The organism is Pseudomonas huaxiensis, assembly GCF_003231275.1.
GTDB lineage: Bacteria > Pseudomonadota > Gammaproteobacteria > Pseudomonadales > Pseudomonadaceae > Aquipseudomonas > Aquipseudomonas huaxiensis.
Map to the genome: position 1 here is coordinate 326,002 of NZ_QKVL01000001.1, position 12,258 is coordinate 338,259.

The window sequence follows — 12,258 nt, forward strand, 5'->3', positions numbered from 1 at the left end:
CCGGTGACTCTGTGGGAGCTGGCTTGCCAGCGATAGGGACTGACCTGGCAAGGGCGGCCTCATCGCTGGCAAGCCAGCTCCCACAGGTTCGGTGCAGCGCAGGATCAGAGGGCGCCAAACACTTTCTTGGCCAGGCTGGTCGCCGCTGCCGCCGGGTTCTGGCGAATGGTTTCTTCCTGTTTGCCGATCATCTCGAACAGCCCATTGAGCGCCTGTTCGGTCACATAGCCCTCGATGTTCGCGCTCTTGGCATCCAGCACGCCAAGGGTCGCGGCCTGTCCGGCGAAGCTGTTGTATTGCTGGGCCAGGCCAACCTTGTCAGTCGCCTGCTTGACGATCGGCAGGAACTTGGCGCGGATCTGTTCCCGGCTGGTCTTGCTCAGGTACTGGGTCGCCGAGTCGTTGCCGCCGCTGAGAATGGTCTTGGCGTCATCCACGGTCATTTTCTTCACCGCGTCCACCAACAGCGCTTGGGCTTGTGGAACCGCCGCTTCGGCGGCCTTGTTCATGCTGGCTTCGAGCTCATCGACCTGTGCACCCATGCCGAACTGTTTCATTTTGCTCGCGACTTTGCCGAGTTTACCCGGCAGCTCGATACGGACGTCCTTGTTGTCGCTGAAACCACCAGGCGCACCCAGTTGTTTCACGGCAATCTGCGCGCCTTGAGTCAGGGCGTCTTTCAGGCCGCCGGCGGCGTCTTTCTGGCTCAGGTCGCCAAGCGACAGGGCCATGGCACTGGCCGACAGCAGCAGGCCTGCGCACAGGCCGGTAAAGGTGAGAGCGGGGCGGAACATGGCAGCATCCTTCATCGGGGAGCGATTGAACGGGGAAATCAGCGGACCTGATCAACCTTGATCCGCAGCGGTTGTGGGTCGTTGCCGTCGAGCTTGACGCTGTGCTGTTCGGTGCTGATGAACAGCAACTTGCCGTCCAGCTCGATCCGCGCGCTCACCGCGTAGCGGTGGCCGGGTTTGACCTGGGCGGGGTTGTATTGCAGGTGGAAAGGCAGCGGCACCTGGCCGGAAACCTTGCCGCTCTGGCGCGTCAGGGTCACCGCCGGGGCGTCGGCCAGCGAAACGTCGAGCAGGCTGACATCGAGCGTAGCGGCGGGCGGCAGGGCAATGCGTTGCAGGTAGAAAACCTCGCCATCCAGCGCGGCTTTCGAGTCGGGGGTGTGGCTGGAGCAGGCTGCAAGCAGCGAGGCGCAGCACAGCGTAAAGAGTTTTTTCATGGAGTCTCCTGTCCTTGATGCCGGCTTGTGGCCGGCATCGAGGACTTTAGCGGATTTTTCGGTAATCGACTTCCCGCAGAACTGTCGGATTATTCGTCGACTACAGGCGGATCAAGGCTGCTCGGGGCCCGCATGTTCTTCGCGATGCAAGGCGACCTGGCGGATCGACAGGCGCACCTCCGCCGACAGCACGCGCTTGGCCGCGCCCTCGGCCAGCTCGCCGAGCTTGTCGTGGAAGCCTAGCTTGCCAGCGTCGTCCGGCACCAGTACGCCTTGCTCCACCAGGGTCTGGATGAAGTGGCGGAACAGGCTCTTGTCGAAGAACTCCGGGGCATTGAGCCCGTGCAGGATCGACAGGCGCTGGGCCATCACCACGCAGAGGTCTTCCAGCTCTTCAGCGCTGAGGCTGTGCTGGCCGCTGTTGAGCAGCAACGAGGTGGCCATGTAGAAGCGCTGCAGGGTCTGGGTAATGGCCCGCGCCAGCAGGGTCAGCAGCACAAACTGTCGCGAACTTGGCGCCGGGCGCAGGTAGACGCCGTTCTCGTATCGCAGCAGTCCTTGCTCGACGAAGGCTTGCAGCCACTGGTCGATCACCCCGTCCAGTTCTTCCAGTTCCCAGCGCAGGAACAGCTCCGATTGCAGGTACGGGTACAGCGCGCGGGCGTATTGCAGGATCAGTTCGCGGCTCATCCGCGAGCTGCTCTGGAAGAAGCTCGCCAGCAGCGCCGGCAGGGCGAAGATGTGCAGAACGTTGTTGCGGTAGTAGGTCATCAGCACCGCGTTCTGCTCGTCCAGATACAGGATCCGGCCCAGGGCATCACGTTGTTCTGCCAGCAGGTCCATGCCCCGCACGTGGCTGATCAATGCCAAGCCGTCGCCTTCCGGCAGGGTGGTGTGCGGCGAGTAGGGCACCTGGCGCAGCAGCGCGAGGTACAGGTCGAGAATGCGCGTCAGGGCGCGTTCGTCCAGGGCCAGGCGGCTGGTGGACAGCAGCGCCACCGCCACCAGGTTGACCGGGTTGACCGCCGCCGCTTCGTTCAGGTGCTGGGCGACTTTCTCACCCAGGCGCGAGGTGGTTTCGTTCAGCCATGCCGGACGGAACTGCGGCCCGAGTTGCTGTTCGCGCCAGCCGGGTTGCTGCTGGTCGAGGAAATTGCCGAGGCGGATCGGCTCGCCGAAGTTCACCGACACCTGGCCGAAACGCTGCTTCAGCGCACCGAGCACCTTGAAGATGTCGAAGATCGATTCCTTCTTCTTGCTCGCCCCGCGCAGTTCGCCCAGGTAAGTGCGGCCTTCCAGTACCCGCTCGTAGCCGATGTACACCGGGACGAAGACGATTGGCGTGCGCGAGGAGCGCAGGAAGCTGCGCAGGGTGATCGCCAGCATGCCGGTCTTCGGTTGCAGCATGCGCCCGGTACGCGAGCGTCCGCCCTCGACGAAGTACTCCACCGGGAAGCCCTTGGTGAACAGGGTGTGCAGGTATTCGTTGAACACCGCGGTGTACAGCGGGTTGCCCTTGAAGGTGCGGCGCATGAAGAAGGCGCCGCCGCGCCGCAGCAGGCCGCCGATCACTGGCATGTTGAGGTTGATCCCGGCGGCGATGTGCGGCGGGGTCAGGCCGTTGCGGAACAGCAGGTAGGACAGCAGCAGGTAGTCGATATGGCTGCGGTGGCACGGCACATAGATCACTTCGTGACCCGGAGCGATGCCCTGGACCTGCTCGATATGGTTGACCTTGATGCCGTCGTAGATCTTGTTCCAGAACCAGCTCAGCACCACTTCGAGGAAGCGGATGGCGGTGTAGGTGTAGTCCGAGGCGATTTCGTTGCCGTAGCGCAGGGCGATGGCTTCGGCCTTGGCCACCGGGATTTTCTCCCGCTCGGCTTCATCGGTGATGGCCTGGCGCACCAGCGGGTCGTGGATCAGGCCCTTGACCAGGTTGCGCCGGTGCGAGATGTCGGGGCCGATGACCGCACTCTTCAGATTGCGGAAGTGCACCCGCAGCAGGCGCTGGGCCATGCGCACGGTACGTTCGTGGCCCTTGTTGTGGTCAACCAGTTCGCGCAGGTGGATCGGCGCGGAAAATTGCACGCGGGTCTTGCGACCGAGGATCAGGATGGTCAGCAACCGGCGCAGGCGCCCGGTGACCGCCCAGCTATCGGCGAACAACAGTTTCCACGGGCTCGACTCGCTGGCCGGCGACTGGCCCCAGAACACACTGACCGGAATGATCTGCGCATCCTGTTCTGGCTGCTGGTTCACCGCGCTGACCAGGCGACCGAGGGTCGGCGGCGCGCCACGCTTGTATTGGCGGCCGAGCCAGTCCGGTTCCGGGGTCAGGTAGAAGAAAGCGGCCGGCTCCATCAGGTCGCCGACGGCGACGGGCAGGACCGGGCGTGGTAGCCCTGCTTTGGTGCATTCACGGTCGATGACCGCGAGGTCGGTCAGCGAGGGTGATTGCAGGGCATAGAACACCGGACGGCTGCGGTCCAGGTTGAGCGTGAAGGAGGACTGATTGATGGTCTCGGAGCGAACCCATAGGTACAACAGTCGGCGCAGGGCACCGAAAATCAGGCGGCGCAGGGGAGAACGGGTCATACAGTGTCTGCTCTGAAAAATGGGACGCAAGTGCAGCTTGACGGGCAAGTGTGCCGTATCCGCGCAAGTTCAGCAAAAAGCGGTCAGGTCATAAAAAATATTTCATGTCTGTCTTATACTCGGTCCGCCGCTTGCAAGATTAATCAGCAAGCGGCGTAGTCCAGGTCTAAAAAACCTGGCCGACAAGGCGAGTCCAAAATAAAAATCCGGAGTGTTACAGATGTCGTCTCGTGAGACTGGAAGTGTGAAATGGTTCAACGACGCCAAAGGCTATGGCTTCATTCAGCGTGAGGGCGGGGCGGATGTCTTCGTTCACTACCGCGCGATTCGTGGCGAGGGTCACCGTACCCTGCTCGAAGGGCAACAGGTTGAGTACAACCTGACCCAAGGCCAGAAAGGGCTTCAGGCAGAAGACGTCGTAGGCCTCTGAAGGCCGGCAATGGCGTCAAGCCATAAGCTGCAAGTGGACCGTGCCTCTTGCAGCTTGTAGCTTGGGACCGAATCCCTCAGTGGGTTCTCCAGGTAATCTCTTCTTCACCATCGGCACTGATCCGGATCCAGCGATCGGCGTCGTCTTCACCCTCTTCCTCGACCCAGGTGCCCGGTGCGCAACGTACTTCGACGTTCAGCGCAGCAAAGGCGGCGCGGGCGCAGGCGATGTCGTCTTCCCACGGTGTCTTGTCACTTTCCAGGTAAAGACTGTTCCATTTTCCTACGGCCTTGGGCAGCCAGGTAACAGGAATGTCACCGGCGGTGCACTTGAAGGTCTGGCCTTTCTGCTTCCATTCGCTGCACGGACCCAGCGCGGCCTCCAGCCAGGCGGCGATCTGTTTGTGATCGACGTCGGCGTCCTTCAGGTAAATCTCGATATCGGGTTGGCGCATGGGGATCTCCGGGAGGGCTCAGTCTTGCAGCACAAAATAGTCGTAGCGCATTGAAACGGTGACTTCCAGCGGCTCGGCCTGCTCGATCACCGCGGTGCGGCGTTCGGCGCTGGCGCGCCAGCCGTGCGGGGTCATGGCCAGCAGGTTGGCGCGGTCGGCGGGTTGGGTCAGGCTCAGACGAAACTCCAGGGTTTCACCATGGGCGTGGGCCATGTCCGCCGGCACCAGGGCCAGATGCTTGTCGTCGGCGTAGTCACGCACTTCATCGTAGAGCTTCTGGCGCAGCTCCATCAGGTGGCCGCTGGTCGGTCCGACCCGCATCAGGCCGCCGCCAGGGCTGAGCAGGCGGCGGGCCTCCTGCCAGTCCAGCGGGCTGAAGACGCTGGCGATGAACTGGCAACTGGCGTCGGCCAGTGGTACACGGGCCATGCTCGCCACCAGCCAGGTCAGCGCCGGGCTGCGTTTGCAGGCGCGCTTGACCGCCTCGCGGGAGATGTCCAGGGCGTAACCGTCCGCTTCGGGCAAGGCGTCGGCGATCTGCGCGGTGTAGTAACCCTCGCCACAGCCGATGTCCAGCCAGCACCCGGGGGCGCGTTCGGCGGCCAATTCAGCCAGGCGCCGGGCGACCGGCGCGTAGTGGCCGGCGTTGAGGAAGTCGCGGCGGGCCTCGACCATGGCCTGGTTGTCGCCGGGATCACGGCTGTTCTTGTGCTGCACCGGCAACAGGTTCAGGTAGCCCTGGCGGGCCCGGTCGAAACGGTGGCCGGCCGGGCAGCCGACACCGTTGTCGAGGGCGCTCAGGGGCGCGGTGCAGAGGGGGCAGGTGAGCATCAGGCGAGCAACCGGATCAGGGTCTGGTAGTAGATTTCGGTCAGCACATCGAGATCGCTGGCGAGAACGCGCTCGTTGACCTGGTGGATGGTGGCGTTGACCGGGCCCAGCTCGACCACCTGGGTGCCGAGGGTGGCGATGAAGCGGCCATCGGAGGTGCCGCCGCTGGTGGACGCGTGGGTATCACGACCGGTGACCGCCTTGATGCTGGCCGACACGGCGTCCAGCAGGTCGCCCGGCTCGGTCAGGAACGGCAGGCCGGACAGCGCCCAGTCGATGTCCCACTCCAGTTGGTGCTTGTCGAGGATCGCCGCGACACGCTGTTGCAGGCCTTCGACGGTGGACTCGGTGGAAAAGCGGAAGTTGAACAGCGCGGTCAGTTCGCCTGGAACCACGTTGGTAGCGCCGGTGCCGGAGTTCAGGTTGGAAATCTGGAAGCTGGTCGGCGGGAAGAACGCGTTGCCTTCGTCCCAGTGCTCGGCGGCCAGTTCGGCCAGGGCCGGGGCGGCCAGGTGGATCGGGTTCTTCGCCAGGTGCGGATAGGCCACGTGGCCTTGCTTGCCGCGGACGGTGAGCTTGGCGCCGAGGGAGCCACGGCGACCGTTCTTGACCACATCGCCCACCAGTGTGGTGCTCGACGGTTCACCGACGATGCACCAGTCCAGACGCTCGCCGCGTTCGCGCAGGCGTTCCACCACCGCCTTGGTGCCGTGGTGGGCCGGGCCTTCTTCGTCACTGGTGATCAGGTAGGCGATTTTGCCGCGATGGTTCGGGTAGTCGGCGACGAAGCGCTCGGTGGCGACGATCATGGACGCCAGGCTGCCTTTCATGTCAGCGGCGCCGCGGCCGCAGAGCATGCCGTCGGCGTCGATCAGCGCGTCGAACGGGTCGTTCTGCCAGGCCTGCACCGGGCCGGTGGGCACCACGTCGGTGTGACCGGCGAAGCACAGCACGGGACCGTCCTGGGTGCCGTGGGTGGCCCAGAAATTGTCCACGTCCTCGAAGGGCATCGGTTCCAGCATGAAACCTGCGTCGCCCAGGCGCTGCATCATCTGTTTCTGGCAGTCGAAGTCGAGCGGGGTCACCGAGGGACGGCGAATCAGGTCGCAGGCCAGTTCGAGGGTGGGCGAGAGTTCGGCGCGGGCCGTCATGGGGGACTCCGGGAGCAAGGCAGGGGGTACGATTTTGGGGCGTTATCTTATAGCAAAAGCGAGGGCGAGGAAGCACCGCCTGCCCGTGGCAGACAGAAACCCCTGTGAGAAAACCACCGTGGGAGCTGGCTTGTCGGGGCGCCGAACCGCAGCGATAGCGTCCTTCACAACACCGCAGGGTGTCAGTCAGGGCGTCATCGCTGGCAAGCCAGCTCCCACAGGGCGGGGCAGGCTGCGGTCAGGCGGCCGGGGCAGGTTCCGTTGCGTCAACCGGTTTGGGCAGCGACGACAGCAGCGCCATGGTCAGCGCGGCCACATACGGCAGCGACTGCACCAGCAGCATGGCCACCCAGAAGCGCATGTCATTGCTCGGCAGGCCCTGGACCAGATAGATCCCGGCCGCCGCGCCCCACAACAGCAGCATGATGAACAGTTCTTCCCGCGCTTCCGACAGCGCCACCAGCACGCCGTGGCTGTCGGCGTTTTTCGGTGTGCGGAAGAACGGAATGCTGGTGGTGAAGAAGCCGTACAGCACCGCTTTGGCGATGGTGTGAGACAGCGCCAGCCCCGCCAGTGCGGCGGCGAAGGCGTCTTTCATGTTGACCCCGACCGCGCGGCGATACAGGAACACGATCTTGCCCACCTTGAAGAAGAACAGCGCCAGCGGCGGGATCGCGAAGATCAGCAGCGGCGGATCGACCCGCTGCGGCACGATGATCATCGCCGCCGACCAGAGCAGTGCACCCACGGTAAAGAAGATGTTCATGCCATCGGCGACCCACGGCAGCCAGCCCGCGAGGAAGTGGTAGCGCTGGCCACGGGTCAGTTCGGTGTCCTTGCCGCGCAGCAGGCTGGCGGTGTGGCGCTTGATGATCTGGATCGCGCCATAGGCCCAGCGGAATCGCTGCTTCTTGAAGTCGATGAAGGTGTCCGGCATCAGCCCCTTGCCGTAGCTGTTGTGGGAATAGGCGGCGGAATAGCCTTTTTCGAACACCCGCAGGCCCAGCTCGGCGTCTTCGCAGATACACCAGTCGGCCCAGCCCAGTTCTTCCAGGACCGAGCGCCGGGTCATGGTCATGGTGCCGTGCTGGATGATCGCGTCGCGGTCGTTGCGGGTGACCATGCCGATATGGAAGAAGCCTTTGTATTCGGAATAGCAGAGCTTCTTGAAGGTGCTTTCGTTCTGGTCGCGGTAGTCCTGCGGCGACTGCACCACGGCGATTTTCGGGTCGGCGAAGTGCGGCACCATGTGCTTGAGCCAGTTGCGGTCGACGCAGTAGTCCGAGTCGATCACCGCAATCACTTCGGCGTCCTTGGCGGTATGCGGGATCAGGTAGTTCAGCGCGCCGCCCTTGAAACCGGCCAGGGGCGAGACGTGGAAGAACTTGAAGCGTTCGCCGAGCAGTTCGCAGTGGGCCTTGATCGGCTCCCAGACCGCCGGGTCCTTGGTGTTGTTGTCGATGATCAGGACTTCGTAGTCCGGATAATCCAGCGCAGCCAGGGCATCGAGGGTCTGTTTGACCATCTCCGGCGGCTCGTTGTAGCAAGGTACATGCACCGAGACTTTTGGCCGGTAGGCTTCGTCCGAATGCACCGGCAGGAATTCCCGGCGCCGTTTGTTCCAGACGGTTTCTGCCAGTTCGTGGGCCTCGGTCAGCAGCACGATGAACACCCCGAGCGCACCGAGGGCCAGAAGGAAACCAACGGTCAGGCTGAACCAGGTGCTGTATTGCTGGCTGTAGTCATAGCCGATCCATACCAACACTGAACCACACAGGAACGCGGTGAAGGTGAGGAAGGTGCGACCGCGTTGGCGCAGGGCCGAACCGTCGATCAGCAGCAGGGTCAGCGACAGCAAGGCCAGCACCACCGAGCCCACCGCCAGCACCCGCCATTGCGGGATCGCCACGACCGGGCCGGTGAAGTTGAATTTCTGTTGGCGGGCGGCGTTGAATACGCCCCAGTAGGCGCCGACCGAGCCTTCGTCGCTGGCCTTCCAGGGCTGATCGTAGGCTTCGATCACGAAGTAGTTGTAGCCCTGGCGGTTGAGCTTGTTGACCAGGGTCCGCAGGTAGATGGCCTGGTCTGCCTGGGTGGCGTCGGCACCACCGCGCATGCGGCCGTTGCTCGGCCAGCCGACTTCCGACAGCAGCAGCGGTTTGCGCGGGAACAGGTGCTTGAGGTCGCGGGCTCGGTCGAGAACGAACTGGCCGGCGTCCTTCATCGGGATGAATTCCCAGTACGGCAGGATGTGCGCGGCCACCAGGTCGACGTGCTTGGCCAGTTCCGGGTGATCCTTCCAGATGTGCCACTGTTCACTGGTGGTGACCGGCACTTTGACCGCCGCACGCACCCGGTCGAGGTACTGGATCAGTGCCTCGGGGGTGATTTCTTCGCGGAACAACGCCTCGTTGCCCACCATGACCCGCACGACGCTGCGCGAGGTATTGGCCAGTTCGATGGCTTTCTGGATTTCCCGCTCGTTGCGTTCCTGGTCCGGGCTGATCCATACGCCGAGGGTCACCCGCAGGCCGAACTCCTCGGCCAGACGCGGGATTTCCGCCTGGGTGCCTTCGACGGTGTAGATACGGATGCTGTCGGTCAGCTTGCTGAGTTGCTCAAGGTCTTCACGCAGCTCGGCTTCGGTCGGGTACTGACCTTTCTGTGGGCTCTGTCCGAGCCGGAACGGTGAATAGGAGAAACCGGAGATTTGCTCCGGCCAGTCGGGGGCGGAAACCGGGCGGTTGATCAACGCCCAGAACCCGGTGAAAAGCGCGGCGATCGCCATGACAATCACCAGGTTGAGACCAAATTTACGCGATGACATAGATAGTTCGGGTTCCGGAGGGTGGAACGGGCCAGCGCGAGGTGCGCGGATCCAGGGCGACACTCAGTCAATTCTTATAGGAATCATGACCAGGCAGCCGTTGGATAGTCTTCATGAGATGAAGTTCTGAATCCCGTGGTTTGTCGTCCAAGACTTTTTGTAGCGTAGGACATTTTGCCGGGACCTTAGCAGCATTGGTGCCATCATTACCAATGTGCGGGCCGTCCGATGAGGTGGCAGGCGGGCTGTCATTGTTCCCCGAGGGGCCTATAATGCGCGCCGGTTTTTCAGGGTTGGGCCCATGACTACAAATGATCCACGCTTCGCCGGTGTCGCCCGGCTGTACGGCCAGAAGGGCCTGCAACGCCTGCGCGCCGCGCATGTCGCGGTGGTCGGTATCGGCGGTGTCGGCTCCTGGGCGGCGGAAGCCATGGCCCGCAGCGGCGTGGGCGAAATCTCGCTGTTCGACCTCGATGACGTCTGCGTGAGCAACACCAACCGGCAGTTGCACGCACTGGACGGCAATGTCGGCAAGCCCAAGGTCGAGGTCACCGCCGAGCGCCTGCGCGCCATCAACCCGGATTGCACGGTGCATGCGGTGGCGGATTTTGTCACCCGCGACACCATGGCCGAGTACATCACCGAGGAGATCGATTGCGTGATCGATTGCATCGACAGTGTGATGGCCAAGGCGGCGCTGATCGCCTGGTGCAAACGCCGCAAGATCACTGTTATCAGCACCGGCGGTGCCGGCGGGCAGCTTGATCCGACCAAGATCCAGGTCGCCGATCTCAACCGCACCGTCAACGACCCGCTGGCGTCGCGGGTGCGCTCGACGCTGCGCCGTGACTGGAACTTCTCGCGCAATGTCAGCCGCAACTACGGCGTGCCCTGCGTGTTTTCCACCGAGCAGTTGCGTTACCCGGACGTGGAGGGCGGTATCTGCCTGCAGAAGAGCTTTGCCGGTGAAGGGGTCAAGCTGGATTGCTCCGGCGGCTTAGGCGCGGTGATGATGGTCACGGCTACCTTCGGCATGGTGGCCGCAAGCAAGGCGGTGGAGAAACTGGTGGGCGGCGCGCGCCGCCCGGCCGAGCGCAAAAAGGCTCAGCCGCCCGAAGCGAGCTGAGCCATGCGTTGCAGCACGGCGTTCAGGCCGTTGCTGCGCGAAGGGGAGAGCTGCCGGCCGAGGCCGAGCTGATTGAACCAGTCGGGCAGGTCCAGCGCGCGCAGTTCGGCGCTGGACAAGCCTTCGACCCGCACCAGCAACAATGCCAGCAGACCGCGAATCAAGCGCGCATCGCTGCCCGCGGCGAAACGCCAGCGGCCGTCTGCTTCATGGGCCACCAGCCACACCTGGCTTTCACAGCCATGGACGCGATTGGCGTCGGACTTTTCCTCATCGCTCAGCGGCGTCAGCCGTTCGCCCCATTGCATCAGCAGGCGGGCGCGCTGTTCCCAGCCCGCAGCGGCGTTGAAGCTGTCGAGTGCCTCTTGTGCACCGCTGGCGAGGCTCATCGCAGCAACTCCAGGGCCTGGTCCAGCGCGTTGAAGAAGTGCAGCAGGTCGTCCGAATCGTTGTACAGCGCCAGCGACACGCGGATCGCACCGTCGAGCCCGAGGCGGTTGACCAGTGGCATGGCGCAGTGATGGCCGGCGCGCACGGCGACACCCTGCTCGGTCAGCAGGTGCGACAGGTCGGCGTTGTGCACGCCGTCCACCACGAAGCTGGCCAGGGCCGCCTGCGGAGCACCGAGCAAGCGAACGCCTTCGCGGTCCTGCAGGCCGCGCAGCAGATGGCGGTGCAGCGCGGCTTCATGCTCGGCCACCGCGTTCTGGTCGAGGCTGGCCAGGTAGTCCAGGGTTGCGCCGAGGCCGATAACGCTGGCGATCGGCGGCGTACCGGCTTCGAAGCCCAGCGGGGCGGGGCGGAAGCTCGACTCTTCATAGCCGGCCAGTTGCACCATTTCGCCGCCGAACTGCCAGTGGCGCAGCAGGGCCAAAGCCTCATGGCGACCGTAGAGCACGCCAAGGCCATCCGGGCCGTAGAGCTTGTGGCTGGAAAAGACGTAGAAATCGCAACCCAGTCGGGCGACGTCGTGCCGGCCATGGACCACGCCTTGTGCACCGTCGACCACGGTCAACGCGCCTTGGGCGCGGGCATGGTCGAGCAACGGCTGCAATGGCTGCCAGGTGCCAAGGACGTTGGAGAGCTGGCTGACCGCCAGCACGCGGGTGCGCGGACCGATCAGTTGCAGGGCCGCGTCGAGGTCGATCTGGCCGCGGCCGTCCAGCGGCAGGATCACCAGCTTCAGGCCGCGGCGTTTGGCCAGTTGCTGCCAGGGCAGCAGGTTGGCGTGGTGTTCGAGGGCGCTGACAGCTATTTCCTCACCGGCCTCGAAACGTCCTTCGAGGGCGTAGGCCAGCAGGTTCAATGCCGAGGTGGCGCCGTGGGTGAAGACGATTTGCCCGCTGGCACTGGCATTGAGCCAGAGCGCGACCTTTTCACGGCTGGCCTCGAAGGCCTGGGTCGCCAGGGCGCCCGGCAGGTGCTGGGCACGGTGCACATTGGCTGCGCCATGGGCGTAGTAATGGCTCAGCGCATCGAGCAGGGCTTGGGGTTTCTGGGTGGTTGCCGCGCTGTCCAGATAGGTCTGGTGCTGGCGTTGCAGGGCGGCGATGGCGGGAAAGTCCGCGCGCCAGGGAGAGGGTTGGAACATGATCGTAGGGCCTGGATAT

General features: G+C 63.9%; 11 protein-coding genes. 2 read left to right on the forward strand and 9 right to left on the reverse strand.

The window, feature by feature from the left end; all coding sequences use genetic code 11:
- Positions 1 to 104: 104 nt before the first annotated feature.
- The 3 genes from DM374_RS01475 to plsB form a co-directional block, all read right to left on the reverse strand.
- Positions 105 to 794, reverse strand: a complete 690-nt coding sequence (locus DM374_RS01475) for a DUF4197 domain-containing protein (RefSeq protein WP_110968258.1) — start codon at positions 792 to 794, stop codon at positions 105 to 107.
- 38 nt (positions 795 to 832) lie between these two features.
- The gene (locus DM374_RS01480) at positions 833 to 1,231 is read right to left on the reverse strand and encodes a YbaY family lipoprotein (protein WP_110968259.1); all 399 of its coding nucleotides are present in this window, start codon (positions 1,229 to 1,231) and stop codon (positions 833 to 835) included.
- 111 nt (positions 1,232 to 1,342) lie between these two features.
- A complete protein-coding gene (gene plsB, locus DM374_RS01485) occupies positions 1,343 to 3,829 on the reverse strand; it encodes a glycerol-3-phosphate 1-O-acyltransferase PlsB (protein ID WP_110968260.1) in 2,487 nt (828 codons plus the stop codon).
- A gap of 220 nt (positions 3,830 to 4,049) precedes the next feature.
- Here plsB and DM374_RS01490 point away from each other — a divergent pair, with 220 nt between their 5' ends.
- On the forward strand, positions 4,050 to 4,259 hold the full coding sequence (locus DM374_RS01490; RefSeq protein ID WP_038996759.1) for a cold-shock protein: 210 nt from the start codon (positions 4,050 to 4,052) through the stop codon (positions 4,257 to 4,259).
- Between the two features lie 76 nt (positions 4,260 to 4,335).
- Here DM374_RS01490 and DM374_RS01495 read toward each other — a convergent pair whose 3' ends face one another.
- The 4 genes from DM374_RS01495 to DM374_RS01510 form a co-directional block, all read right to left on the reverse strand.
- Positions 4,336 to 4,713, reverse strand: coding sequence for a hypothetical protein (locus DM374_RS01495; protein WP_095154111.1), 378 nt, complete (start codon positions 4,711 to 4,713; stop codon positions 4,336 to 4,338).
- An 18-nt stretch (positions 4,714 to 4,731) separates the two neighbouring features.
- Complete coding sequence (locus DM374_RS01500; RefSeq protein WP_110968261.1) at positions 4,732 to 5,544, reverse strand: putative RNA methyltransferase; 813 nt, start codon at positions 5,542 to 5,544, stop codon at positions 4,732 to 4,734.
- On the reverse strand, positions 5,544 to 6,695 hold the full coding sequence (dapE, locus tag DM374_RS01505; protein ID WP_110968262.1) for a succinyl-diaminopimelate desuccinylase: 1,152 nt from the start codon (positions 6,693 to 6,695) through the stop codon (positions 5,544 to 5,546). The genes DM374_RS01500 and dapE overlap by 1 nt, the downstream gene beginning before the upstream one ends.
- A 238-nt stretch (positions 6,696 to 6,933) precedes the next feature.
- Entirely contained in the window at positions 6,934 to 9,522 is a 2,589-nt protein-coding gene (locus tag DM374_RS01510; protein ID WP_110968263.1) for a glycosyltransferase, read from the reverse strand.
- A gap of 301 nt (positions 9,523 to 9,823) precedes the next feature.
- Between DM374_RS01510 and tcdA the strand changes: the two genes are divergently transcribed.
- A complete protein-coding gene (gene tcdA / locus DM374_RS01515) occupies positions 9,824 to 10,648 on the forward strand; it encodes a tRNA cyclic N6-threonylcarbamoyladenosine(37) synthase TcdA (RefSeq protein ID WP_110968264.1) in 825 nt (274 codons plus the stop codon).
- Here the strand turns inward: tcdA and DM374_RS01520 are convergent.
- Both DM374_RS01520 and DM374_RS01525 read right to left on the reverse strand, forming a co-directional pair.
- Positions 10,627 to 11,037 carry a SufE family protein gene (locus DM374_RS01520; protein WP_110968265.1) on the reverse strand — a complete coding sequence of 137 codons (411 nt, stop codon included), beginning with the start codon at positions 11,035 to 11,037 and terminating at the stop codon, positions 10,627 to 10,629. The two genes, tcdA and DM374_RS01520, sit on opposite strands and share 22 nt — an antisense overlap.
- A complete protein-coding gene (locus DM374_RS01525) occupies positions 11,034 to 12,239 on the reverse strand; it encodes an aminotransferase class V-fold PLP-dependent enzyme (protein ID WP_110968266.1) in 1,206 nt (401 codons plus the stop codon). Before DM374_RS01525 ends, DM374_RS01520 begins: the two co-directional genes overlap by 4 nt.
- Positions 12,240 to 12,258: the final 19 nt, after the last annotated feature.